The 25,283-nt window shown below is 53.3% G+C and carries 18 protein-coding genes; 13 read left to right on the plus strand and 5 right to left on the minus strand.

Annotated features, from left to right (window positions below):
- Window positions 1-63 precede the first annotated feature (63 nt).
- The 5 genes from ABD028_RS00920 to ABD028_RS00940 are packed head-to-tail and all read left to right on the plus strand — an operon-like array spanning window position 64 to window position 5,565.
- Window positions 64-1,602, plus strand: a complete 1,539-nt coding sequence (locus tag ABD028_RS00920; protein ID WP_343840614.1) for a tryptophan halogenase family protein — start codon at window positions 64-66, stop codon at window positions 1,600-1,602.
- A gap of 7 nt (window positions 1,603-1,609) precedes the next feature.
- Window positions 1,610-2,323, plus strand: coding sequence for a SapC family protein (locus ABD028_RS00925; RefSeq protein WP_343840617.1), 714 nt, complete (start codon window positions 1,610-1,612; stop codon window positions 2,321-2,323).
- On the plus strand, window positions 2,323-3,330 hold the full coding sequence (locus tag ABD028_RS00930) for a cupin-like domain-containing protein (protein ID WP_343840620.1): 1,008 nt from the start codon (window positions 2,323-2,325) through the stop codon (window positions 3,328-3,330). Before ABD028_RS00925 ends, ABD028_RS00930 begins: the two co-directional genes overlap by 1 nt.
- A 19-nt stretch (window positions 3,331-3,349) precedes the next feature.
- Window positions 3,350-4,843, plus strand: coding sequence for a tryptophan halogenase family protein (locus ABD028_RS00935; RefSeq protein WP_343840623.1), 1,494 nt, complete (start codon window positions 3,350-3,352; stop codon window positions 4,841-4,843).
- 2 nt (window positions 4,844-4,845) lie between these two features.
- A complete protein-coding gene (locus ABD028_RS00940; RefSeq protein WP_343840740.1) occupies window positions 4,846-5,565 on the plus strand; it encodes a DUF6445 family protein in 720 nt (239 codons plus the stop codon).
- Between the two features lie 10 nt (window positions 5,566-5,575).
- Here ABD028_RS00940 and ABD028_RS00945 read toward each other — a convergent pair whose 3' ends face one another.
- From ABD028_RS00945 to ABD028_RS00955, 3 genes are read right to left on the minus strand one after another with little or no spacing between them, the layout of a single operon-like run.
- Window positions 5,576-6,577: a LacI family DNA-binding transcriptional regulator gene (locus ABD028_RS00945; protein WP_343840626.1), complete on the minus strand. Its 1,002-nt coding sequence runs from the start codon at window positions 6,575-6,577 to the stop codon at window positions 5,576-5,578.
- An 18-nt stretch (window positions 6,578-6,595) separates the two neighbouring features.
- Window positions 6,596-7,927: a glycoside-pentoside-hexuronide (GPH):cation symporter gene (locus ABD028_RS00950; protein ID WP_102796493.1), complete on the minus strand. Its 1,332-nt coding sequence runs from the start codon at window positions 7,925-7,927 to the stop codon at window positions 6,596-6,598.
- 6 nt (window positions 7,928-7,933) lie between these two features.
- Window positions 7,934-9,295 carry a GH1 family beta-glucosidase gene (locus ABD028_RS00955; RefSeq protein ID WP_343840632.1) on the minus strand — a complete coding sequence of 454 codons (1,362 nt, stop codon included), beginning with the start codon at window positions 9,293-9,295 and terminating at the stop codon, window positions 7,934-7,936.
- A gap of 200 nt (window positions 9,296-9,495) precedes the next feature.
- Between ABD028_RS00955 and ABD028_RS00960 the strand changes: the two genes are divergently transcribed.
- The 4 genes from ABD028_RS00960 to ABD028_RS00975 all read left to right on the plus strand — a co-directional run bounded on the left by ABD028_RS00960 (window position 9,496) and on the right by ABD028_RS00975 (window position 16,253).
- Window positions 9,496-10,749, plus strand: coding sequence for a sugar MFS transporter (locus tag ABD028_RS00960; protein ID WP_343840635.1), 1,254 nt, complete (start codon window positions 9,496-9,498; stop codon window positions 10,747-10,749).
- A 2-nt stretch (window positions 10,750-10,751) separates the two neighbouring features.
- A complete protein-coding gene (locus ABD028_RS00965; protein ID WP_343840637.1) occupies window positions 10,752-13,283 on the plus strand; it encodes a glycoside hydrolase family 3 protein in 2,532 nt (843 codons plus the stop codon).
- 14 nt (window positions 13,284-13,297) lie between these two features.
- Window positions 13,298-14,107, plus strand: coding sequence for a polysaccharide deacetylase family protein (locus tag ABD028_RS00970; protein WP_343840639.1), 810 nt, complete (start codon window positions 13,298-13,300; stop codon window positions 14,105-14,107).
- A gap of 112 nt (window positions 14,108-14,219) precedes the next feature.
- Entirely contained in the window at window positions 14,220-16,253 is a 2,034-nt protein-coding gene (locus tag ABD028_RS00975; protein WP_343840642.1) for a TonB-dependent receptor, read from the plus strand.
- On the opposite strand, the gene ABD028_RS00980 is transcribed toward ABD028_RS00975, so the two are convergent.
- Complete coding sequence (locus ABD028_RS00980; RefSeq protein WP_102796498.1) at window positions 16,250-16,489, minus strand: VF530 family protein; 240 nt, start codon at window positions 16,487-16,489, stop codon at window positions 16,250-16,252. The genes ABD028_RS00975 and ABD028_RS00980 overlap by 4 nt on opposite strands.
- A 157-nt stretch (window positions 16,490-16,646) precedes the next feature.
- Here ABD028_RS00980 and ABD028_RS00985 point away from each other — a divergent pair, with 157 nt between their 5' ends.
- Together ABD028_RS00985 and ABD028_RS00990 are read left to right on the plus strand one after the other, a co-directional pair.
- The gene (locus ABD028_RS00985; protein WP_343840649.1) at window positions 16,647-17,822 is read left to right on the plus strand and encodes an efflux RND transporter periplasmic adaptor subunit; all 1,176 of its coding nucleotides are present in this window, start codon (window positions 16,647-16,649) and stop codon (window positions 17,820-17,822) included.
- Window positions 17,823-17,831: 9 nt separating this feature from the next.
- Complete coding sequence (locus ABD028_RS00990; RefSeq protein WP_343840652.1) at window positions 17,832-20,984, plus strand: efflux RND transporter permease subunit; 3,153 nt, start codon at window positions 17,832-17,834, stop codon at window positions 20,982-20,984.
- A gap of 27 nt (window positions 20,985-21,011) precedes the next feature.
- Here the strand turns inward: ABD028_RS00990 and ABD028_RS00995 are convergent, their stop codons facing one another.
- Window positions 21,012-22,088, minus strand: a complete 1,077-nt coding sequence (locus tag ABD028_RS00995; RefSeq protein WP_343840655.1) for a substrate-binding domain-containing protein — start codon at window positions 22,086-22,088, stop codon at window positions 21,012-21,014.
- A 346-nt stretch (window positions 22,089-22,434) separates the two neighbouring features.
- On the opposite strand from ABD028_RS00995, the gene ABD028_RS01000 reads away from it, so the two are divergent.
- Both ABD028_RS01000 and ABD028_RS01005 read left to right on the plus strand, forming a co-directional pair.
- Entirely contained in the window at window positions 22,435-24,246 is a 1,812-nt protein-coding gene (locus ABD028_RS01000; protein ID WP_343840658.1) for an aminotransferase-like domain-containing protein, read from the plus strand.
- A gap of 108 nt (window positions 24,247-24,354) precedes the next feature.
- Window positions 24,355-25,194: a carbon-nitrogen hydrolase family protein gene (locus ABD028_RS01005; protein WP_343840661.1), complete on the plus strand. Its 840-nt coding sequence runs from the start codon at window positions 24,355-24,357 to the stop codon at window positions 25,192-25,194.
- Window positions 25,195-25,283: the final 89 nt, after the last annotated feature.

A 25,283-nucleotide genomic window follows, 5' to 3' on the forward strand; every position in this document is an offset into this window, starting at 1 on the left:
TCGCGCATTATGTGGTAAAAAAGTAGCCACGAGGGTGGCTACTTTTATTTGCGGATGTCGATCATGGGAAATGCACAGTGCAATATCGTCATTGTGGGTGGCGGTAGCGCCGGCTGGTTAACAGCCGGGATACTTGCTGCAGAGTATCTGCACACGCCAGGCATCCATATTACCCTGATTGAATCCAGTGATATCAGCAGCATTGGCGTTGGTGAAGGCACCTGGCCTTCCATGCGCACAACCCTGCAACGTATTGGCATTAGCGAAACGGACCTTATCCGTTGCTGCAACGCGTCATTCAAACAAGGTTCGTTATTTCGTCAGTGGCGAAACAACGATGCACAGGACCTTTACCACCACCCCTTTTCACCGCCGGTGGCAGCAGTTGAATTTGATATTTATCCCCATTGGCAACCTTATCAGCAGCAAATTGACTTTGCCCATGCGGTGTCACCGCAGCCCAGACTGATTGAAGCCGGTTTGGCGCCAAAACAAATCAGTACCCCCGAATATGCCTTTGTCTGCAACTATGGCTACCATTTAGACGCCGGTAAATTTGTTGAGCTACTGCGCCGTCACTGCACCGACAAACTGGCGGTGCGGCATATTATCGACAACGTGATTGCCGTGCATGGTCAACCAGACGCACCGATTCGCGCCGTGCAAACCGAGCAGCATGGTGAAATCAGCGGCGAGCTGTTTATTGATTGCAGTGGCTTTGCCGCCTTATTGATTGAGCAGCACTTTAAGATTGGCCTGCACCAGCAGAATAAGGTGTTGTTTAACGATACCGCCCTGGCCATACAAGTGCCTTATACCGATCCACAGCAGCCCATTGCTTCGGCGACCTTATCCAGTGCCAGGCAAGCCGGTTGGATCTGGGATATCGGCCTGCAAAATCGGCGCGGGGTCGGGTATGTCTATTCATCCGCCCATACCAGCGACGAGGCAGCACAACAAACCTTAAGCGAATACATAGGCGAACAGGGACAGGATCTGAGTTTTCGCAAGATCCCGATTCGTTCCGGTTATCGGCAAAAACTCTGGCATCACAATTGTGTCGCCATCGGCCTGTCGGCCGGGTTTGTTGAGCCCCTGGAAGCGTCGGCGTTGGTATTAATTGAACTGTCAGCCAGATTTGTTGCAGAACAATTGCCGTTGAACGGCGCCGATCTGTCGTTGGTCCGGGACCGGTTTAATAGCACTTTTGCCTATCGCTGGCAGCAAATTGTCGACTTTTTAAAACTGCATTATGTGTTGTCGAGCCGGGATGACAGCGATTATTGGCAGGACAACCGCCAACCAGACTCCATTCCCGACAGCTTGCAGCACCTGTTGACCTTCTGGCAGCACAATATGCCCAGTCGTTACGATTTCCCTCAAGCCGAGGAAATGTTTCCATCGGCAAGCTTTCAATATATTTACTATGGTATGGGCAAGCACTCCCAGCTGACCGCCAGGCAGTCCATCCAGCGTTATCAGCAACGTGCTCAGGAAGAATTCAGGCAGACAGCGCAAAAAGCCCGGCAACTCGTTAGTCAGCTTCCCGGCAACCGGGCGCTGATCGAAAAAATTCAGGCCCACGGCCTGCAGACACTCTAGGAACATTATGAGCCAGATGAAAGTTGAGTCACTGAATAATATTGATCATAAAGATGTACGTATCGACACGACGAAAGGGGCCTCACTGGGGGACAAGGTGATGCTGAGCATGCTGACCCTGCCCGAGTTCAGAACGGCTCAGGCTTATTACCCTGTGGTGTTGCATAAAAATGCCCAGACCGGGGAATTTTACCCTGTCGCCCTGTTTGGCTTTGAGGCAGAAGAAAATCTGTTTCTGCAGGGGGACCAGTGGCAGGCCGGTTACATTCCGCTTTATCAGCAGCGTGGCCCCTTTCTGATTGGTCAAAGTAATGGGCAGCGGGTGATCCATATTAATATGCAACACCCCAGGGTTAACCTGGACAAGGGTGAGCCTTTGTTTCTGGAATACGGCGGTTACTCACCTTATCTGGAACAACTGGTGTCGGTACTGGAGACCCTGCATCAGGGGGTGGAAATGAACAACCACTTTATCGCCGCATTGCTCGAACTGAACCTGATAGAGTCCTTCTCCCTGGAAGTGCAACTGGACAATCATGCCAAGCATCAGCTACTGGGTTTTTATACCGTGAATGAAAAAAGCCTGTCAGAGCTGAGTGCAGAACAGCTGGCGGGATTGAACCAGCAGGGCTATCTGGAAGCCATCTATATGATGCTGGCGTCCCAGTCACAGTTTGCCAAACTGGTGGCCATGAAAAATGCGCAGCTGGCACTGACCTGATGTCTGAACCGCTGCACAGCATTGCCCAGGTACAGGGTGCCAGTATTGAACATTTTGCGCTGGCCATGATTCAGGACGCCAGACCAAAGGTGTTCAGGGGCTTAGTCAATAATTGGCCAGTGGTTAGCGCAGCCAAAGCAGGGGATGAGCAACTGGCAGCCTGTTTACAACACTATGCGGTGGACGAGCCAGTGACGGTCTACCAGGCGCCTGCCGAGGCTGACGGCAGAATATTCTACAACCAGGATATGACTGGCTTTAATTTTCGGCCCGACCGTATGCCATTAAGGCAATTCTTAACAAGCCTGTTGAACGCCCGTCACCAGGCCGACGCCGAAACGCTGTATCTGGGCTCGACCCTGGTAGATAAATGGTTGCCGGGACTTAAACGCGACCACGCAATGCCATTAACGGATGTTGCACCGCTAACCAGCCTGTGGCTGGGCAATCGCAGCCGGGTAGCCGCTCATTTTGATTTTCCCGACAATCTGGCCTGCGTGATTGCCGGGAAAAGAAAGTTCACCCTGTTTCCCCCCGAGCAGTTACCAAATCTGTATATCGGCCCGCTGGATTTCACCCCGGCCGGGCAGGCCATTAGCCTGGTGGATGCACAGGCGCCGGATCCGGAAAAATTCCCACGTTTTCACATTGCCATGCAGCATGCCCTAGAAGTCGAGCTACAAGCCGGTGATGCCATTTACATTCCCAGTATGTGGTGGCATCAGGTACAAGGGTTATCGGCAGTTAACGGCCTGATTAATTTCTGGTGGCGCAGCAGCCCGGCCTTTCTGGGCAACCCGTTTGACGCGCTGCGCCACGCTTTACTGGCCATTGGTCAATTGCCTGACCAGCAGCGCCAGGCCTGGAAACATCTGTTTGACCAATATGTGTTTGACAAGCCCGCGCTTACACATATTCCTGAACATGCCCAAGGTGTGCTGGGCGAGATAGACCAAACCGCTGCACGCCAGCTTCGGGCAGATCTTTTAAATAAACTCAACCGCTGACGTGGCTAAGAGACCCAAGATGAACAAACACGCAATCAAAAGAATCGTTATTGCCGGTGGTGGCACCGCTGGCTGGATTGCTGCGGCCTGTTTCGCCAAGCTGATTGGTAAGCATCTGGATATTACCCTGGTGGAATCCGACGATATTGGCACTGTGGGAGTGGGGGAAGCCACCATTCCGCCGCTGTTGACCTTACACAAGTTACTGCAGATTAAAGAGCAGGACTTTATGGCGGCCACCAACGCCACGTTTAAACTGGGCATCGCTTTCGAACACTGGCGCAATCTCGACCAACACTATATTCACTCTTTTGGTACCACGGGCAAGGATTGCTGGGCCGCCGGTTTCCAGCATTTCTGGCTTAAGGCTGAACAATTGGGTATCGCCGATGATTTTGGTCAGTATTGCCCCGAGCTGGTGGCCGCGCAGCAGAATAAGTTCGCGGTGATGGGCAATCAGGCCATTAATTACGCTTATCACCTGGATGCATCGCTGTATGCCAGGTTTCTGCGTAATATCGCCCAAAGCCATGGTGCCAAGCGCATAGAAGGCAAAATATCCCAGGTACAAACCTGTGAGCACAGCGGCAATATCACTGCCCTTAAGCTGGCAGATGGGCAGCTTATTGAAGGCGATTTGTTTATCGACTGCACCGGATTCAGAGCCCTCTTAATTGAGCAAACCCTGCATACCGGCTACGACGACTGGACCCACTGGCTGCCCTGCGATTCGGCCTGGGCAGTGCAAACCAGTTCAGTGCAACCGGCCATTCCCTATACCCGTTCCATTGCCCACCCCTGGGGCTGGCAATGGCAGATCCCGCTGCAAAACCGGGTAGGTAACGGCATGGTATATTGCAGTCGCTATGTAGCAGACGACGAGGCCAAACAAGCTCTGCTGAATTCGGTACAAGGCGATTGCCTGACCGAACCCAGACTGATTAAGTTTAAAACCGGTCAGCGGCGTAAGCACTGGCATAAAAACTGTGTGGCGATGGGTTTGTCATCCGGCTTTATCGAACCACTGGAGTCCACCAGCATCCATCTGATACAACGTAGTATTGTCAGACTGTTGCAATTACTGCCTTATGCGTCAGTGGAACAGTGCGATATTGATGAGTTTAATCGCCAGACCGAGCATGAAGTTAACAATATCCGCGACTTTATCATTCTGCATTACCATGTCACCAATCGCACAGACAGCAAGTTCTGGCAGCATTGCCGACAGATGGCCGTGCCGGACTCCCTGCGGCATCGCATTGAGCTGTTCAAACGCACCGGCCGGGTATTTAAGGTGCCAGACGAGCTGTTCGCGGAAAATTCCTGGATCCAGGTGATGATGGGCCAGGGACTGACACCACAGCAATATCACCCAATCGTGGATATGATGTCAGAGCAGGAGCTGCGAGACTTTCTGGCGCATATTAAATCCAACGTCAGCCGTTTTGTGGCCCAGCTTCCCCCGCACCATAATTTTATTCGCCACTATTGCCCCGCCGCGAAGGCCCAGTGACGATGCAGGCAGAGCTGGATACCGCAATTCAACTCAATAGCCGTGCTGCCATTGAGATTTTGCAGGTCGGTCGGGAACAAACGCCGGTGGTGGTGATTGACGATTTCGCCCTGGATATTCAGGCTGTTATCGCTCATGCCAGCCAACAAACCTTTACTCCGCCGAGCGAAGCGGCTTATCCGGGGGTTCGCGCGCCCCTGCCCCGTCCATATATTTTCAGCTTGCTGGACGGAGTGTTTAAGCTGATTTACCAACTGTACCGGGTGCCTGCTCAGTTACGTATGCAGCCGCAAAATTTTGTTTATTCGCTGGTCAGCCAGACACCCGAGCAACTTAGCAGCAGACAGCGTCTGCCCCACTATGACAGCCACTATCTCTATCACTTTGCCTTGATGCATTATCTGAATCCGGGTCCCCATGGCGGCACCGCTTTTTACCGGCATAAACCGACCGGATTTGAAACCATCAGTCAACCCAGAAGAGTGCCCTATATTGCGGCGGTGCAGGCGCATATGGCCGGTTATGGCGAACCCGATAACGCCTATATTCATGACAGCACTGACCAGTTTGAACAAATTGGCCAGGTCGCCTACCGCCCTAACCGATTACTGATTTATCCGGGATTCTTGTTGCACTCCGGTCTGATTGACACAGACTCAGACATCGACAGCAACCCCGTCACCGGCAGGCTGACCGCCAATTTGTTTATTGAGTTCAGATAACGCTTTTTTGCTAGGCAGAGACCGGCAACGCAGAATCCCGCAATACCAGGCTGGGTTCAAACAGGTTTTGCACCTTAAGCTTGTCATCCTGATAGATGTGCTTGCGCACCCAGCGAGCCGCCATACGGCCCATTTCGCCGGCCGGAAAGTCGATTGTGCTTAAATGGGGGAAGGTGTAGCGAGACATAATCACGTTGTCAAAGCCTATAATCGACAAATCTTTGGGGATCTCCAACCGGTTGTCACGCGCACAATTCATCGCACCGCAGGCCATTTCATCGTTGGCGCACACCACAGCGCTAAAGGAACGGCCTCGTGCCAGTAATTTTTCCATTGCAGCGACACCCCCAGCCTCATGAAAGTCACCTTCCATAAACAGCCCCGGATCAAATACCAGTCCCGCTTCCTGCAGGGCACGTTGATGACCGGCCAGGCGATCACGTACATCCAGTTTAAACAAGGGCCCGGAGATATAGGCAATCTGCTTATGGCCAAGCTCAAGCATGGCTTTAGTGGCCAGATAGCCACCCAGCTCGTTGTTCAGGCAGATACAGTTCTCTTCCATACCTTTTACCAGGCGGTTTAACACCACCACCGGCGTCTGCTTGTGCAGCTCCAACAGGTATTCATCGGTTACCGCATCCACATGCAGGATCAGGGCGTCACATTTACGGCTGATTAAAAATTCGATGGCGTCTTTTTCGCTGGCCACGTCACTGTGACCCGCGGCAATAATCACGTGCTTGCCCACCGAGCGCAGTTCGTTTTCCACCCCACTCATCATTTCACCGAAGAACGGACCATGCACTTCCGACACCAGCATACCAACGCTGTTGGAGCAATTGGATGCCAGCGACTGGGCGATGGAATTAGGACGGTAATTAAGTTCCTGCATGGCCTTGAGCACTTTGGTGCGGGTGGCTTCGCCAACTTTGGCGCTGCCGTTCATCACCCTGGACACTGTGGCCAGTGACACCCCGGCTCTTTCAGATACTTGGTAAATGGTTGCCATGCTAAAACTCTTGCACTCCTATCGACTTTCGGCGCCTGCAAGCGCCAGCCTGACTTTTTCGACTTCCTGGTTGCCGAGTTTATAGAACTTCATAATCAGTGCCACTATTAAAAACGCCAATGCCGGTAACCAGGTAAAAGACAACAGAATACCCTGTAGGGTTTCAGAAGATTGCGGTTGGTCGGGTTGATAGCTGTAAAAGGCCAGTAACCAACCAGCCAGTGCACCACCCAGTGCCAGGCCCATTTTGATAAAGAACACCACAGATGAGTAGGTCATACCTGTGATACGCACACCGCTGCGATACTGCCCATAATCCACTACATCGGCCATTTTTGCCCATAACAGGGGGGTGCCCATTTGCAGAATAAAGCACCACAGCACATAAATGCCAAAGGCCAACAGGGTTTGCTCACCCGCCACAAAATAGGTTGCCACACACAACAAGGCCGCAATCAGTTGTATCGTCATATAGGCTTTAACTTTGCAAACCCTGGCTGCCAGCCACTGCGCCACCGCACAACCGGCAATATTGCCCAGCATGCCTAAAGTGACAAACAGGGTAATCAAATCCTCACGGCCCAGGTAATATTTAACGTAATAAATCGCCAATGTGTTACGCAGTACCATCCCCACCAGCACAAATAAGGCGGCCAGACTCAGAATACGCCACTGATCGTTATGCCACAGCGCCCCCATGTCCTGCCAGAAACTGGACTTCTGGTCGGCCGGTGGAAATACCCTTTCCTTGGTGCCAGCGAAGCACAGCCAGAACATGATCACGCCCAGCACACTCATGGCAGCAATAGTCAGTTGATAACCTTTGGCCTTGTCGCCCTGACCGAAGAAATCCACCAGCGGCAACGTGCAGGCAGTCACCAGCAAGCCGCCCAGCATGCCAAACACAAAGCGGTAGGATTGCACCGACACCCGCTCGGCCGGATTCGCGGTAAGCACACCACCCAAGGCCGAATAGGGAATATTGATGGCGGTATAAGCCAGCATCAGCAACCCATAGGTGGCAAAGGCGTAAATAACCTTGCCATCCGCACTGAGGTCCGGGGTGGTAAAAGCCAGCACACTGATAACGCCAAAGGGTACGGCCAGCCACAACAGATAGGGGCGAAATTTGCCATGGCGGGTCTGGGTTCTGTCATTGATAGCGCCCATCAAAGGGTCGGTCACCGCATCAAAGATGCGCACCACCAGAAACAAGGTACCCACCAGCGCCGGTGACAAGCCGAAAATATCCGTATAGAAAAAGGATAGAAACAGCATAACCGACTGAAATACGATATTACTGGCGGTATCGCCAAGTCCATAAGCTACTTTTTCTCGTACCGACAACATTCGCTGTTACTCCCCGGCTATGGCACTTGTCTGACGATGCTTGAGCATGTGCGCATACGCCTGACCACTGGCCTTGATAATACGCTGCTGACTGTCATAGTCGACATACACCAGTCCAAACCGCTTCAGGTAGCCTTCTGCCCATTCAAAGTTGTCCATCAGGCTCCAGGCAAAGTAGCCACGAATGTCCACGCCCTGCTCTGCCGCTTCGTTAACCGCATTGATATGGCTGTGCAGATAGGCCAGGCGGTCCCAGTCATTCACCTGTCCCTCTTCAAGCTTATCCACCATGGCTGCGCCGTTTTCAGTAATATACACCGGTGGCAGTGCATATTGCTGATGATACGACAGCAGCAGGTTGCGCAACCCCTGAGGATAAATTTCCCAGCCCATATCCGTCAGTGGTAGCGATTTCTGCTGACCACCACGGAATAATTCAGTGTCGTCGGCCTGGTATATCTCGCGGGTGTAGTAATTGATCCCCAGATAGTCCAACGGGTGAGCAATCACTTGCATGTCCCCCTCTTCAATTACAGGCCTTTCATGCTCAGGCAAGGCGTGCATCAGATCAGGGTAGCGACCTTCCAGTACCGGGCGCAAATACCAGTGATTATAATACTGGTCGGCGTTTTGGGCCGCCTGAATATCCTCTGGCGCATCGGTTTTGGCGTAACAAGGGCTGAAATTCAGCACGATACCATTTTGGGCATGCGGCGCGTGTTCCGTCAGCTCCCGCATGGCCAGACCGTGCGCCAGCAATAAATGATGAGCCGCCTGTTTGCCCCAGGCCTTACTTTTGTGGCCAGGCGCATGCACGCCGATTTCATAGCCCAGATAGGCACTGCAATAAGGTTCATTGAGTGTGGCATAAGAATACACTCTGTCGCCGAAGGTACGGGCTATCAGCCGGGCATAATCGCGAAAACGATAGGCCGTCAGACGGTTCAGCCAGCCACCCTGATCTTCCAGGTATTGCGGCAAATCCCAGTGATAAAGGGTCACAAAGGCTTTAATCCCGAGCGCATTGAGTTTGTCCAGCAACTGCACATAAAAGTCCAGGCCTTGTTGATTGGGCGTACCATCGGCATGCATGACTCTGGGCCAGGAAACGGAAAAACGATAGGCATCCACCCCCATGCTATGGATTAAGTCGATATCCTGTTGCCAGTGCTCAATATGCCGGCAGGCCTGCAAACCGTTGGAACCGTCGCGAATCTTTCCCGGCTCAGCACAAAAAGTATCCCAGATACAGGGCAAGCGGCTGTCGGCAGCGCCTTCAATCTGGAAGGCGGCAGTCGCCACCCCAAACAGGAAATCCGGCTTCAGTAATGGTGCCCCATCGGGCAGTTCAATGCGTTTGTTATTCAAGATATCATCCAGTCAGGCAAGAGAATTTACATTTCGCTCACACACCATCCCAGACCTCAACATTACTTTTTACATCAGCAATGTGTTGCGCATCGGTTTCAGTGATGCTAATAATGTAAGCGCTTTCACAAATGTTAAACCCTTGTAACTGGCGGGTCAATGCAAAACATCACCCGCCCTCAGCCAAGCCGGAAATTGTTATGCGCCAAGCCGCTTTAGGGGAACAACCCCGCCACGCTAATCTGACCTTTGCACTGGTCTCGTTAACCTCGTTGTTTTTTATGTGGGGGTTTATTACCGCCCTGAATGACATATTGATTCCGCACCTTAAAGCGGTATTCAGCCTGAGCTATACCCAGGCCATGTTGGTGCAGTTTTGCTTTTTCGGTGCGTACTTTCTGATTTCCGTGCCAGCCGGGCGCCTGGTGGACAAAATCGGGTTTCAGCGTGGCATTGCCACCGGCCTGCTTACTGCCGCTTGCGGTTGTTTGCTGTTTGTACCTTCGGCACTTTACGCAACCTACTGGATGTTCCTGATGGCCTTGTTTGTGCTGGCCGCAGGTATCACCATTTTGCAGGTCGCGGCCAATCCACTGGTGACCTTGCTGGGCAACCCGGATACCGCATCCAGCCGTCTGACCATGACCCAGGCATTTAATTCCCTGGGCACCACAGTCGCCCCTGTGCTGGGCGGCATCCTGATTTTTTCCCACACACAGACTGAGCAGTCAGCCGACAGTGTTATCGCCCCCTACATTGGTCTGGCGCTGATTCTGGTCGCCATGGCCCTGTGCTTTTTCCGCCTGCAGTTACCTCAACCGCAGTTGGAGCATACACAGTCCACCACCGATGACAGGCACCGTTCCTTGTTTCACTACCCCCATCTGATCCTCGGTGCGGTGGGGATCTTTGTGTATGTGGGGGCGGAAGTTTCCATTGGCAGCTTCCTGGTGAATTTCCTCGGCGAAGCGCATGTGATGGCAATGACAGAAGCACAGGCATCTAAATACATTGCCTATTACTGGGGCGGAGCCATGGTCGGTCGCTTTATCGGCGCGGCACTGATGCAACGTGTTGCGCCAGGCAAACTGCTGGCCTTTAACAGTTTGGCTTCCATGGCTTTGATACTGACCGCTATTGTTGCCGATGGCAGCCTGGCCATGTGGAGTATCCTGGCCGTGGGTCTGTGCAATTCCATCATGTTTCCAACAATTTTCAGTCTGGCGGTTCGTGCACTTGGGCCGGATACCGGTCGCGGCTCGGGCCTGCTGTGCCTGGCCATTGTCGGCGGGGCGGTGGTGCCACTGTTGCAGGGTATGCTGGCTGACAGTCTGGGCCTGCAATTGTCATTCCTGCTGCCGCTGGTGTGCTACCTGTATATCGCTTTTTATGGTTTGGCCGGGGCCAAAGCCCGCCAGTCTGACTCTTCCACCGTTCAACAAGAGGTTGCCTGACAATGCCATCTTTGACCCCTTCCCTGTCTGCCCGCCCCTTGCTGGGCCTGGCGTTGTGTACTGCATTGTCAGCCTGTAGCGATAGCCAACACAGTCAAAATACGGCAACGCCGGCGGTGCCGGATTTCTGGCCGGTTATTCAATCAGAAGTCAGTCGCAGTGAAGCAATCGAACAACGTGTGCAGTCGCTGCTGGCCAATATGACCCTGGAGCAGAAGGTTGCGCAAACCATGCAACCGGAAATTCGCGATATCAGTATCGAGGATATGCGACGCTATGGCTTCGGTTCGTACCTGAACGGCGGCGGGGCTTTTCCCGACAACAATAAGCACGCGTCGGTGCAGGATTGGGTGAAACTGGCCGAAGCCATGTATCAGGCCTCGGTGGATGACAGTCTGGATGGCAGTCGTATTCCCACCATGTGGGGCACTGATGCCGTGCATGGCCATAACAATGTTATCGGTGCGACACTGTTCCCGCATAATATTGGCCTGGGTGCGGCCCATAACCCGGCGTTGATTGAAAAAATTGCCGGCGCAACCGCCAAAGAAGTCGCCGCCACGGGGATTGACTGGATATTTGCGCCGACCGTTGCGGTGACCCGTGACGACCGCTGGGGTCGTACCTACGAGGCCTACTCCGAAGACCCGGACATTGTCCGTGACTACGCCTACGCCATTGTTAAGGGCCTGCAGGGCCGCGACGAGGCCTTTTTATCTGAACAGCAGGTGATCAGCACCGTTAAACATTTCCTCGGCGACGGCGGCACCCAAAATGGTGATGATCAAGGTGACAATCTTGCCACCGAACAGCAATTGTTTGATATTCATGCGCAAGGCTACGTCGGTGGTTTGACAGCTGGCGCACAGTCGGTAATGGCCTCATTCAACAGTTGGCATGGTGTAAAAAACCACGGCAACCCTTATTTACTGACACAAGTCCTGAAAGAGCGTATGGGTTTTGACGGTTTTGTAGTGGGCGACTGGAATGGCCATGGGCAGATCCCCGGATGCACCAATGAAAGCTGCCCCGCCGCGATCAATGCCGGGCTGGACATGTATATGGTGCCCACCCAGGCCTGGAAGCCACTGCTGGAAAATACCATCGCCCAGGTAAAGGCCGGACAAATTAGTCAGGCAAGATTGGACGATGCGGTAGCGCGAATTCTGCGGGTAAAGCTGCGGGCTGGACTGTTTGACAAGCCATCGCCCGCTAATCGTGCTTTGGCTGGTGACAGCAGCCTGATCGGCCATGCGGCGCATCGCGCCATCGCGCGTCAGGCTGTGCGCGAATCTCTGGTGCTGTTGAAAAACAAAGACCAGCTCCTGCCATTATCGCCTCAGTCACGCATCCTGTTGGCCGGTGACGGTGCCGACAATATTGGCAAACAGTCAGGCGGCTGGACGATTACCTGGCAGGGTACAGGTAATCAAAATAGTGATTTTCCTGGTGCCACGTCTGTTTATGACGGTATAAAACAGGCCGTAGACGCAGCTGGTGGTCAGGTTGAACTGGCAGCCGACGGTCAATATAGTCAGGTACCTGATGTGGCCATTGTGGTGTTTGGCGAAGAGCCCTATGCCGAAGGCAATGGCGATCTGGCGAACCTGGAATACCAACGCGGCAATAAAACCGACTTAGCCTTACTGAAGAAATTACAATCCCAGGGGATCCCGGTGGTGTCGGTCTTTATCAGTGGGCGGCCAATGTGGGTAAACCCTGAACTGAACGCCTCAGATGCCTTTGTCGCCGCCTGGCTACCCGGCTCCGAAGGCGGGGGGATCGCGGATGTGCTGCTGCGCCGTACCGACGGTGCGGTGCACCACGACTTTAAGGGTAAGCTGTCCTTTTCCTGGCCCGCCAGCCCAGAGCAGACTACCGTCAACCGCCATGATCCTGATTATCAACCATTGTTGCCTTATGGCTTTGGTCTGAGCTACGGCGATAAAGACGTACTAAGCGCACCACTGGACGAAAGTGTGCAAACCACCAATGCCGCTTTAGCGCCACTGAGCCTGTTTGAAAATGATATCAAGGCCCCCTGGCAGCTTAGCATCGGCGCCATAGGAAACACTCAGGCGGTGATCAGCAGTGTCCAGCAGCAAGGTCCGGTCAGCCTGCGCACCAGCGACTGGAAAATCCAGGAAGACAGTCGTCGTCTGCATTTTGATGGTTCAGCGCCGGGTGAAGTGCAAATTGGAGCCAGTTTCCCGCAGGATCTGCGTGCCTATGTGGAAGCTAACGCCAGCCTGCATCTGGCGGTAAAACTGGACAGTCAGTTACAAAGCCCAGTCACCCTGGCCATGCTATGCGGCGAAAATTGCTCGTCTGAGCTGGACATCAGTGCCAGGCTCGCGGCACTGCCTGTGGGCGAATGGCACAGCGTTTCGGTGCCCTTGCAGTGTTTTAACCAGGCCAATCATCTTGCCCGGGTGTTCAGCCCTTTTAGTTTGAGGGTGCAAGGTGAATTACACATCAGCATCGCTAATATTCGTCTGCTGCCGGGTCAGGCAGAGGCTAATCAATGTCAGTAGGCAGATAAACAGATATGCACAAGCACCAGAACACCTGCCAGTTAGCCTGCCGTTTAGCAATGCTGCTGATGGGTGGGTGCTCTGCTGTGGTCCATGCAGCTGACTTTGCCTGGCCACAGGGGCAACAGGCGGCGGTCAGTCTGGCCTACGACGACGCACTGGCAAGCCACCTGGATGTGGTTATTCCGCAATTGAATAAACTGGGGTTTAAGGCCAGTTTCTATCTGACCTTGTCCTCTGCCACACTGGTAAACCGGCTTGATGAGTGGCGACAGGTCGCAGCAGATGGTCATGAACTGGGTAACCACAGCATTAACCATGCCTGTCGGGCATCACTCCCAGGCCGGCAGTGGGTGCCGCCACAGCACAATCTGGATACCTGGACGGCACAACGTATGGTAACCGAGGTATTGCAGGCCAATACCCGGCTGCATGCCATAGACGGTCAACTGCAGCGCACCTTTACCCCACCTTGTTCTGACCGTCTGGCTGGCGGTCAGGATTATGTGACAGAGGTCAGCCCGCATTTTATTGCCATTCGGGTGGCAGGCGCCCCGATCACCGGTATGGATAGTCTGGATGTTAAGCAGGTTCCGGCCTGGTCACCGCAAAAACCCAGCCTGCAAAGCCTGATAGATTATGTTGAACAGGCCGCAGCCAATGGCACAATGGCCAATATCACCTTTCATGGCGTCGGGGCGGATTATCTGCAGGTTGATAAGGATGTGCATCAGGCCTTTCTCGACTATCTGGCCGAGCATCAGGACAGATTCTGGGTAGCCGACTTTCGCCGTATCAGCCTGTATATCCGCGATAGCCAATAGCCATCACAGTTCCCCCAACGTTTAGCCCGCATTTTGCGAATTTCATCTCAGTGTAATATTTGCCATACCGGCAATATGTCAGAATGCCGGCCTTTCGTATCGCGGGGGTTATATGTTCAGGGTCAGGCACATTGCGTTTTTCATCAGCACGGTTTTCAGCTCAGCCGCCTTGGCTCATGGCCTGGACTATGAACATATCGCCGTGCATGGTCATCAGACCCGTCTGCTGGGACAGGCACTTTCAGCATCAGAAGGTGTCATAGGTCAGGGCGAGATTGCCCAGCGTCCGCTGCTGCGTACCGGCGAGGTACTGGAATTGGTACCAGGTATGGTCGTCACCCAGCACAGTGGCTCGGGCAAAGCCAACCAGTACTTTTTGCGCGGCTTTAACCTTGACCATGGCACAGATTTTCAAACCAGCCTGGAAGGAATGCCCCTGAATATGCGCACACATGGCCATGGGCAGGCCTATACGGATCTGAATTTTATTGTGCCGGAGTTTATCGGCAATATTCAGTACCGCAAAGGTGCGTACCATGCTGACCAGGGTGACTTTGCCACGGCAGGCTCCGCCCGTTTCTTTCTGGCCTCTGCACTCCCTTCAATGCTTTCCTTGCAGCTTGGACAGGACAATTATCAGCGTGCCGTGGTATCCCATCACCTTGCTCTAGACGATGCCACGCTCAGCGTCGGACTGGAAGCTACCGGCTATGACGGCCCCTGGACAGATATCGACGAAGGTATCCGCAAGTATAATGGCCTGGTTCGTTACAACCGTGCCACTGACAGCGGCCAGTTTAATCTGACCTTAATGGCCTACGACAATCGCTGGCAGTCCGCCGACCAGATCCCGCAGCGTGCCGTGGACCAGGGTCTGATCGACAAACTAGGTTCGTTGGATACCACACTCGGCGGCGAGTCTGACCGCTACAGCCTGTCACTTAACTGGCAATGGTATGACTGGGCCATCAGCGCCTATGCCATTGAGTCGAATCTGGATCTATTCTCCAACTTTACTTATTACCTGAACGATCCCATCCAGGGGGACCAGTTTAAGCAGGTGGACAAACGCCGGATCTGGGGTGGTGAAATCAGCCGTCACGCTTTCACCAGCCTGTTCGGCAAAGAATGGACACATGAAGTAGGTGCACAACTGCGCTACGACGACATAGGTGAAGTGGCGCTGTATAACACTAAAGCCCGGCAAGTTTTGTCGCCAGTGCGGGTGGACAGCGTGGATGAACTCTCCAGCGCCTTGTACTGGCAATCCGAATTGCTGCTGACTAACCGTCTGACCTTAAGTACTGGTGTGCGCTATGACTATTTTGATGTGTCGGTAAACAGCGACCTGGCACAAAACAGTGGTGATGCCAGTGATGATTTACTCAGCTTCAATGCCAGCCTTAGTTACAGCCTGACACCCAGCCTGGAAGGCTATATAAATGCCGGACAGTCTTTTCATTCCAATGACGCCAGAGGGGCCACGATTCAGTTAGATCCGGTCACCGGTGACCGTGCCGAGCCGGTGGATTTGCTGGTTCGGGGTGATGGCATGGAGATCGGTCTGCGCTATTTCGACAGCAAAAGTCTGAATCTGTCGGTGGCTATCTGGACGCTGGAACTGGATTCCGAACTGTTGTTTGTCGGTGATGCCGGTAATACCGAAGCCAGTCGCGGCTCCCGCCGCTATGGTGTGGAAGCGGCCGCTTACTATTGGCTGAATAACAGGCTCAGTCTGGATATGGAGGTGGCATTAAGCCATTCCAGATTCCGCGGTCAGGAAGCAGGCGAAGGCGATCGTATTGACGGTTCTCTGCCGGTGGTGGCCAGTGCCGGATTCACCTGGCAGGCAAATGACAATATCAGCAGCAGCTTGCGGATCAGGCATTTCGGCAAACGCCTGCTGGACAGCAGGGGCGAGGTACGTTCTGAACCTCTGACCGTGATGAATCTGTCCCTCACCTACGCGCTGCAAGCCTGGCAATTCAAGCTGGAAGTGCTGAACTTGCTGGACAGCGATGACCATGACATTGATTATTTATACGAATCCCGCTTACCCGGTGAGCCGCCTGAAGGTGTGGAAGACATTCACTATCATCCCATAGAACCACGGACCTTAAGGCTGGGAGCTACCTATCATTTCTAGGGCGTGCCACGCCCCCAGATATGGAACGCGCTGATATACAAGCGCTCCACTTTTTCTCTGGCCCAGGGAGTGCGGCGCAAAAACTTGAGGCTGGATTTGATTGAAGGTTCATGGGTAAAGCAGCGAATCTCCACCGCCTTACCCATAGCTTCCCAGCCCAGCTCTTTTTCAAGGCGGATTAAGATCTGCTCCAGGGTAACGCCATGCAGGGGATTATTCGCCTGACTGCCACTCATTGATATCTCCGGAAAATTAAGGCCAGCAGGCATTTTAACAGAGTTGCCAGCGGGGTGATCTAATCTGGTTTCTAACACATATTTACAATTGCCTAACGCCTTCATTGCAAAGCTTCGTTATTATAGGCCCATTAAAGACCAGAATATGCACACACCGATGAACAAGATTTGGATCAAAATCACTCTGCCATTGGCTGCTATCGCCGTGGGGATCATAGGCTTTATGGCGATTAATGCGACCGCCAGCGACAAAGGTGACAAGGTAGAGGTTGACTCCCGCCCCACAGTTAAAGTGGAAGCCCTGAGTACCGAAGACTACCAGGTGCTGATTAACAGCTATGGTGAAGTTAAACCACTGGAAAGCACCAAACTGGCGGCCTTGGTCGGCGGGGAAGTGGTGCAATGGCATGAAGATTTTGTACCCGGTGGTCTGGTCAAACGCGGCACTCTGTTGTTCAGCATAGACAAACAGCAATATCAGGCAGCGTTGTTGCAGGCTGAAGCCAGTCTGAGTCAGGCCCAGGCACTGTTGGTGGAAGAGAGAGCCAGAGCCGAAGTGGCAAAACGCGAAGCCAAATCCATGCCGTCCACCCAGGTTACCGACCTGTATCTGCGTAAGCCACAGGTGATGAGCGCCGAAGCGGCGGTTAAATCTGCCGAAGCCCAGCTGAAAATTGCCCAGCGCGATCTGGCCTACACGGATGTACGCGCCCCTTACGATGCTCTGGTGATATCCCGTAATCTGGGCCTGGGCCAGTATGTGCATCAGGGTAACGAAGTGGGCGAGCTGTATAATGTCGAAACCGCCGAGATCAATCTGCCGATTGCCGGCTTTGATGCCATGTTCCTGCCGGCCGAACTGGCTGGCAGTCAAGCCCAGATTACCAGCCGCGGCGCAGTCAGTCTGACCCGTAGCGGTACCATAGAGCGGGATTTAGGCATTATCGATCAGGGCACCCGTATGAGCCAGGTGGTAGCGCGTATTCGCGATCCATACAGCCTCAACACCGACGCACCGGCCTTTAAATTTGGCACCTATGTGGAAGTCACATTAAAAGGTGCCACCCTGGAAGATATCTTCCGCCTGCCACAGGATCTGGTGACCAATCGCAAAGTCTGGGTGGTTAACAAAGACAACGAGCTGGAATCTCGCACCGTTAAGGTACTGCGTGAAGAGGCCGAATACTTCCTGATTGGCAATGGCCTGAATGAAGGTGAACGCGTGGTGATGACGCTGCCCGAATATCCGCAAAACGGCATGAAGGTTAAAATTGCCGGTGAGCAGGACAAGACCAGCGCCGACAGCGCCCTGGTTGCCCAGGCAAACGAGTAAGGAAAGGTCATGTCCAATACCGAAGCCAAAGAACAGGGCCTGATAGCCTTTTTTGCCCGTAACACGGTGGCGGCCAACCTGATGATGTGGTTTATCATCGTCATGGGCCTGGTGAGCTTTTTCACCATCCAGCGCCAGATGTTCCCCAATATTGAAATTAACTACATCAATATCAGTGCCACCTATCGCGGCGCTTCGCCGCAGGAAATTGAAGAAGGCATACTGATCAAGATTGAAGAATCTTTAAAGGATGTCACCGAAATTAAACGTCTGGTGTCCCGTGCCTTTCGCAACAGCGGTCGGGTTACTCTGGAGATTCATACCAAGGAAGATATCACCGATGTGCTGGACAAGGTCAAACTGCGGGTCGACAGTATTGCCACCTTCCCGGCCGGCATGGAACCTGTCACGGTTTCACAGGAAGAATTCCGCCAGGACGTGATTGAAATGGCGGTGGTGGGCGACCTGCCCCTCAAAGACCTGAAAACCATTGCCATTCAGATGGAGCGCGAACTGTTACAACTAGGCAATGTGTCGCTGGTGAATCTGGATGCACCGGATGATGAAATCGCGGTGGAAATCAAACCCGAGATGCTGCGCCGCTACAATCTGACCCTGGACGATGTGGCCACCGCTATTCGTCGTTACTCGGCCAATATCTCGGCCGGCCAGATCCGCACCGATTCAGGCATTATTGCCGTGCGGGTGGAAAATCAATATTACAATGGTGACGAGTTCCGCAATATACCGGTCAAAATAGGTGCAAACGGAGCCAAGGTATTGCTACAGGATGTCGCGTTTATTCAGGACGACCTGACAGAAGGCGAACGCTATTTCAAATACTCGGGTGAAAACGCCATCTTTATGTCGGTAAAAGCCACCAAGGACCAGAATATGGTGCCGGTGGCCAAATCAGTGAAAGACTTTATCGACCATCGTAACCAGACGCTGCCACATGGAGTGGAAATGCGCGTGCTGGTGGATATGACCTATTACCTCAATGCCCGTCTGGATATGATGCTCAACAACCTGTGGCAGGGTGCCATTCTGGTTGCACTGATGCTGACCCTGTTCCTGCGCTTCCGCCTGGCATTCTGGGTTATGGTGGGTCTGCCGGTATGTTTCCTCGGGGCGGTAATGATGATGCCGGTGTTCGGGGTTACCATCAATATTCTGTCGCTGTTCGCCTTTATTATGGTACTGGGGATCGTGGTGGATGACGCCATCGTGATAGGGGAAAGTGCCTACACCGAAATAGAAAACAAAGGGCCGGGGGTGGAGAACGTTATCCGTGGCGCCAAACGGGTGGCCACGCCTGCCACCTTCGGCGTACTGACCACTATTGCCGTATTTGCCCCCTTTGTGTTCAGTAAGGGACCAGAAGGCACGTTCTTTGTCATTATCGCCACTATGGTGATCTTGTGTCTGAGTTTCAGCCTGATTGAATCTAAGCTGATTCTGCCTGCGCACATTGCCCACATCGATTTTAAGCCGGTAAAACCCGGCAGTTGGCGTGATCGCTTCAACCAGCGTTTCTTCGGTTTCGTCAATGGTCCTTACCGCAACTTTGTGACCCGCTGTGTGGAGTGGCGCTGGCTGACCTTATGCGGTTTTATTGCCATGCTGATCATCAGTTGGGCGCTGATTTCCGCCAACCACGTGCGTATGGTGCCCACCCCAAAAGTGCCGCACGATTTCCCGTCGGTCAGCATCGAAATGAATGAGACGGTATCTGACGAAGCCACTATCGATGCATTGAAAATAGTGGAAGCGGCTATCTGGCAGGTGGATAAAGAGATTGCCGCCGAATACGGTAGCGGCATGGTTAAGGACCTGCTGGCCTTTAACCAGGGCCGCACCGAAGCGCGTATAGTAGTGCCGCTGGTAGACGAAGACCAACGTCACTTCACCGCCTTTGAGCTGGCCCGCCGCTGGCGTGAGAAAATTCCGGAGATTCCCGGTATGAAGTCCTTTACCATTCAGGATGATGTGAACGGTGGCGGTGACGACGGAGAATTTGGTTATCTGTTATTTGGTTCAGATATCAAAACCCTGAATGAAGCCGGTCGTTATTTCATTGGCAAGTTGCAGGAACAGGAAGGCTTGTTCGATGTCAGCTCCACCATTGACCCGGCCAGCAAAGAGATCCAGATGCAGTTGTTGCCGGTGGCCTATGACCTGGGCCTGGATTTAACCAGTATTGCCAACCAGATTGGCGACAGCTTCTATGGCAGCGAAGCGCAGCGGGTCATTCGGGGCACCGAAGAAGTGCGCGTGATGGTGCGCTATCCTAAGCTGACCCGCGAACAGTTTGCCGAACTGAAATATGCCATTATCCAGACGCCATCTGGTAAGGAAGTGATGCTGGGCGACGTCGTGACCCTGAGCGAACAGCCAGGCATCAGCTATATCCGCCGCGAAGGTGGGTATCGCAGCGTGTATGTGTGGGGCAATATTGACGAAGAAAAGATTGAGCCCAATGCCGTGGTCAAAACCATTGAGGATAAACTGCTGCCAGATATGCAGGCGATGTTCCCCTCAGTGAAAACCGAACTGGGTGGCGATATTGCTGAACAGCAGGCCCAGCAAAACGAACAGATGATGTTCTTCATTGCCGGCATGATCATCGTCTACATCCTGTTGGCTGTGCCGCTGAAGAGTTACGGCCAGCCCATTATCATTATGTCGGTGATCCCTTTCAGCCTGACCGGCGCCATTTGGGGGCACTTCCTGTTCGGGCTGGATTTAAGCATGATGTCTACTTTTGGCCTGATAGCCGCGGCCGGGGTGGTGATCAACGACAGTCTGGTAATGACCGATTTTATCAATCAGCGCCGCGCCGAAGGACACCGCATATTGGATGCGGTGCTCGAAGCAGGTTGTGCCAGATTCAGGGCCATCACCCTGACCTCTATCACCACCTTCGCCGGGGTATTGCCGATTATGTTTGAAACCAGCCTGCAGGCCAGGTTTGTAATTCCCATGGCGGTCGCATTGGGTTTTGCGGTGATGTACGCCACCCTGGTGACCTTGTTGCTGGTGCCTTGCCTGTATCTGATTCTGGAAGACCTGCGTAAACCCTTCAGATATATACGCACAAAGCTGGGTGGCAAGCTCGCCCAGCAGGAAAGCCAGGACCCGGCCTTAGGCAAAAGCCACTAATACCAAGCCCGTCAAACGACGGGCTTTTTATTGCATTTCAAGACTCAGCGTGGCCGCCAGCGAATCAATACGCATAGGCAGTGGCTCTGCAGTATAGCGGCGGCTAAGCAGGCGAAAATCCAAGGCAGAATATTGACCGGCTTGCATAAACGGCATCAGACGCTTTGCTGCTGCCGACTGATTGCTGACGGAAATAGGTAACGTAATCTGCGGTTGACTTTGCAAGTCACGCAATCCGGCAAAATGTTCATCCAGCATCACCAGGGCCAGACTGCCCAGGGCCATGTGGCCACCAAAGCTGATATAGTCAGCAGGCACATGTGCGGGCTTTTGATCCCAGTTAATACCGGCAAAGCGAGTATGGTTGAGCACATCCACCCCGGCTTCCCGAGCCGCGCGCACCGCACCAAATGCCATGGGATCATTTGCTGCCCATACCGCATCAATGGGTGCCAGTCGTTTAAACAGTGCAAAAGCCACCCGATATGCCTGCGCTTCTGACCAGTTGCCATAATCCTGGTGGACCAATTCAATCTGACCGGGAAACTGATTAATAGCCTGCAGCATGCCCTGGCTGCGCTGTATGGATGACGAAGAGTGACGATCACCGTGAATAGCCAGCAGTCTGAGCGGCCGACGATGATTGGCCGCCAGCAGCGCTGTCACCATCTGATAGCCGGTATCCGCCAGGTCGGCACAAAGGGCACCAAGATAAAACCTTAACTGACGCCCCTGTAGGGCCGCTGTCAGGTCATTGTTAACCAGAAAGTAAGGGATTGCGGCACGCTCCAGGAGCGGCCAGTGCTGGTCCAGTACCCCATTTTCATTCACCAGCAGCAGATAATCGGGACGCTTCTTGATGGCCTGATGCAACAACGCCACCATCTGCACTCTGTCTCTTTGGGCGTAGTCAATATGCAGGTCAACATCCAAATCTTCGGCAGCAGCCCGCATCAAGCCACTGGTTGCCCCCCAAAAATCGCCGGTATGATCAGTTTGCGCTGAGCCTGGGTTAATAAACAACACTTTCGGGCCCGGAGCAGCATAAAGACAGGGATTGACCAACCAGCATAAAACCAACAAGGTAGCACGGCTCAATAACAAAAGGGTTCTGCAGACCAGTGTTTCGTAATCACTAACATAGCGTAAATTGCTATCTCCGTCAGGCCATTTGCCGAGCGGATACTCCTTCCTCCCCAGGCAGAGAAGATGTTAGTACCAGACATTGTTCGCAATTAGAGCCAGATAACACTTAGAGGTCATTCCATGGATCGACAAAATAGGCCCTATACCATTGATTATTAAAATAATTAGCCCACTTACCGTTGTTACAATAGCGGCGGCATTGCTCAAGATAACCGCAGAATAATTCACTGTCCCTATTGTCAGCGGTGGGAAAACCAGATTAGGTTAGGTCCAACAGTGCCAGTTATCAGTCCAGAAGTTGCCTATGCCGTCACTCAACACCTTGCTGATCCATGTCGACCACGGCGACAGAGCAGAAAGCCTGCAAAGCCAGATCCGGCGTCAATTTGTGGATAATATCCTGACCGGCGCGTTGCCAGGTGGCCGCAAAGTCCCTTCCTCGCGCAAGTTGGCAGAGCAGTTGAAGGTGTCACGTAATACCATAGTGCTGGTATACACCAGCCTGATGGAAGAGGGTTTTCTGGTCAGCCGTGAGCGCAGCGGTATTTTTGTCAATGAACAGCTCAGCCCGGCTCGCCCACAAACCAGCAACATTGCGTTAAAGTCAACCAGCGCCAGACCTTCCTTGCACCTGCCAGGTCGTTTGCTGGGCACCTCGCAACATAGTCTGGTGCGCAACTGGCGGGACTATCGCTTCCCCTTTGTGGACGGCGTGTTCGATATCTCGCTCTATCCGGTCCGGGAGCTAAAAGATGCCAACGCCAGGGCCAATGCCAGTAGTGAAATACTGCAGTGGTCCCAACTGCAGCATGACTGTGACGACCCCATGCTACTGGAACAGATTCAAACCCGCATTTTGCCAAGACGGGGGATAAGCGCCAGTGCAGACGAAATCCTGATCACCGCGGGCTCACAGCAAGCGCTGTTTCTGGTCACCCAGTTATTAGCAGATCACAATACCCGTGCGGCCTTAGAAGAGCCGGGCTTTCCTGAAGCCAGGGAATTGTTCCGTCAGCGTACCGACAAACTGGTTTATCAGGGACTGGATCTGCAGGGGATGGTAGTTGACGACAAGCTCAAGGGGTGCGATCTGATCTACACCACACCCAGCCATCAAACTCCCACCAGTGTGACCATGTCGCTAGCCAGACGTCAGGCTCTGTTAGACCTGGCTGTGCAGCAGGACAGCCTGATCATCGAAGACGATTTTGAGTTTGAAAGCAACTTTCTCGGCCAGCCTCATCCAGCCCTTCGCAGCCTCAGTGGTGGAAATCGGGTGGTGTATCTGTCCTGTTTGTCCAAAGTGCTGGCAGCCGGTCTGCAAATCAGTTTTGTGGTAGCCGAAGCAGAGGTGATTGCAGAACTGCGCAAGTTGCGCAAGCTGGTGTGTCGGACACCCTCATTAAATAATCAGCGCACCGCCGCTCACTTTCTTGCCCTGGGTTATTACGATGCCTTTATGATGCAAGTGCATAAAACCATCTATGAGCGCTGGCTGACCCTGCGCGAGGCTCTGAACATTTACCTGCCCAACTCCATCAACACCGGGCCCATTTTTGGCGGCAGCGCATATTGGATAACAGGCCCCAAAGAACTGGACGACAGCTATCTGCTGGATGCAGCGGCCAAGCAGGGCATTCTGCTGGAACCGGTACGTAGGTATTTTGCCGCCGAACAAGCACCGAAAAACTGTTTCCGCATGGGAGTAACCAGTATTAGTGCTGACCGAATTAAAGAAGGAGTGCGAAAACTGGCACAACTGATCCGTGATTTGGTAGCTGACCACGAAGAAAACCTGTCTACAGCCAAGGGCAGGTTATTAAGCCAGTCCGAGCTGGAAAACCGTCTGCCTGGCATGACCTTGTGCTGTGAAATGGTCTACGGTGTGCCTTGTGAGATCCGTCTTCTGGCAGATGGACAAATGGAAGGTGCAACCGGTGGCTATAATCCGGAAGTAGACCAAGGCCGATGGTGGATAAAAGACGGTATGTATTATCGCCAGTGGCAGTTGTGGGGCTACGGTGAAACCCACGGCTATTACGTGATTGTGGATGGCAATGAGATGAAGTGGTTTGATGCCAATTATCGCCTGGTACGCAAGCTCAGCATAGTTTGATCACCACCAGCCCCAATTTGGCCCCATCATTTAACAAAAACTGGCTCTACAGCCAGCCAGCTAAAATGCCTATTGTGCTAGTAAACCGCGCCTGTACTGGAAGACCTTATGGATCATTTTTCCCTTGCCGCCATGCAACTTGCATTACCGCCTGGCAATAACCTGGCGCTGATCAGCCAGAAAATCCGCCACGCCAAAGCAAGATTTCCCTGGCTGAATATGCTGGTACTCAGCGAGCTGTGTATTGATGGTCCATCCATTACGCACGCAGTAGCTTTCCCGTCTCAGGCCGAGCAAGCCTTACAAGCACTGGCTAGTGAACTGAATGTGTGGATTGTCACAGGCTCTCAGTTCGAACAAGCCGATGGCCAGGTGTACAACACCAGCTCTGTGATTAATTGTCAGGGACAATTGCTCAATCGCTATCGCAAGTTATTCCCGTTCCAGCCGTATGAACAAGGAGTCACGCCGGGTCGCGACTTTGTGGTGTTTGACACCCCTGCCGGGCGTATTGGGCTGGCTATCTGTTATGACCTATGGTTTCCGGAAGTGGCCCGAGCATTGGTTTGCATGGGTGCCGAAGTGCTGCTCTATCCGACCATGACAGGCACCATAGACAGGGCCCAGGAGCTAAATATGGCCCTGGCCACTGCGGCCATGCAGCAATGCTATGTGGTGGCGGTTAACGGTGCTGGCAGCCATGGCAATGGTCAGTCCATTGTGGTGGGGCCCGATGGTCGCTGCCTGCATCAGGCCGGAGAGAACGAAGAGATTATTCCTCTGGAACTGGATCTCGGTTGGGTCAGGCGCAGTCGAAAACGTGGCCTGGACAACCTTGGACAGCCACTGAAAAGCTTTCGCGACAGCCAGGTGGTGTTTCCTCAGTACCAGCAAGACAGTCCGTTGGCCGCATTGAACGACCTGGGACCACTGACCATACCAGATTAACAACCATCAGTTTAGCGCCTGAAACTGGCCCCATAGATAGAGCCAAACTGGCGCTAGGGCGACACAACTGGTTGTTCTAGGCTGAACCC

Origin of the sequence: Bowmanella denitrificans (assembly GCF_039522935.1) — a bacterium.
In the GTDB taxonomy this organism is placed as follows: Bacteria; Pseudomonadota; Gammaproteobacteria; order Enterobacterales; family Alteromonadaceae; genus Bowmanella; species Bowmanella denitrificans.

Coding starts and splice junctions, on each gene's coding strand:
- ABD028_RS00950 (WP_102796493.1), bottom strand. CDS start 7,927: ATGTTGTCGGTACGAGAAAAAGTAGCTTATGGACTTGGCGATACCGCC.
- ABD028_RS00920 (WP_343840614.1), top strand. CDS start 64: ATGGGAAATGCACAGTGCAATATCGTCATTGTGGGTGGCGGTAGCGCC.
- ABD028_RS00930 (WP_343840620.1), top strand. CDS start 2,323: ATGTCTGAACCGCTGCACAGCATTGCCCAGGTACAGGGTGCCAGTATT.
- ABD028_RS00940 (WP_343840740.1), top strand. CDS start 4,846: ATGCAGGCAGAGCTGGATACCGCAATTCAACTCAATAGCCGTGCTGCC.
- ABD028_RS01000 (WP_343840658.1), top strand. CDS start 22,435: ATGCCGTCACTCAACACCTTGCTGATCCATGTCGACCACGGCGACAGA.
- ABD028_RS00985 (WP_343840649.1), top strand. CDS start 16,647: ATGAACAAGATTTGGATCAAAATCACTCTGCCATTGGCTGCTATCGCC.
- ABD028_RS00965 (WP_343840637.1), top strand. CDS start 10,752: ATGCCATCTTTGACCCCTTCCCTGTCTGCCCGCCCCTTGCTGGGCCTG.
- ABD028_RS00980 (WP_102796498.1), bottom strand. CDS start 16,489: ATGAGTGGCAGTCAGGCGAATAATCCCCTGCATGGCGTTACCCTGGAG.
- ABD028_RS01005 (WP_343840661.1), top strand. CDS start 24,355: ATGGATCATTTTTCCCTTGCCGCCATGCAACTTGCATTACCGCCTGGC.
- ABD028_RS00990 (WP_343840652.1), top strand. CDS start 17,832: ATGTCCAATACCGAAGCCAAAGAACAGGGCCTGATAGCCTTTTTTGCC.
- ABD028_RS00935 (WP_343840623.1), top strand. CDS start 3,350: ATGAACAAACACGCAATCAAAAGAATCGTTATTGCCGGTGGTGGCACC.
- ABD028_RS00970 (WP_343840639.1), top strand. CDS start 13,298: ATGCACAAGCACCAGAACACCTGCCAGTTAGCCTGCCGTTTAGCAATG.
- ABD028_RS00945 (WP_343840626.1), bottom strand. CDS start 6,577: ATGGCAACCATTTACCAAGTATCTGAAAGAGCCGGGGTGTCACTGGCC.
- ABD028_RS00975 (WP_343840642.1), top strand. CDS start 14,220: ATGTTCAGGGTCAGGCACATTGCGTTTTTCATCAGCACGGTTTTCAGC.
- ABD028_RS00925 (WP_343840617.1), top strand. CDS start 1,610: ATGAGCCAGATGAAAGTTGAGTCACTGAATAATATTGATCATAAAGAT.
- ABD028_RS00960 (WP_343840635.1), top strand. CDS start 9,496: ATGCGCCAAGCCGCTTTAGGGGAACAACCCCGCCACGCTAATCTGACC.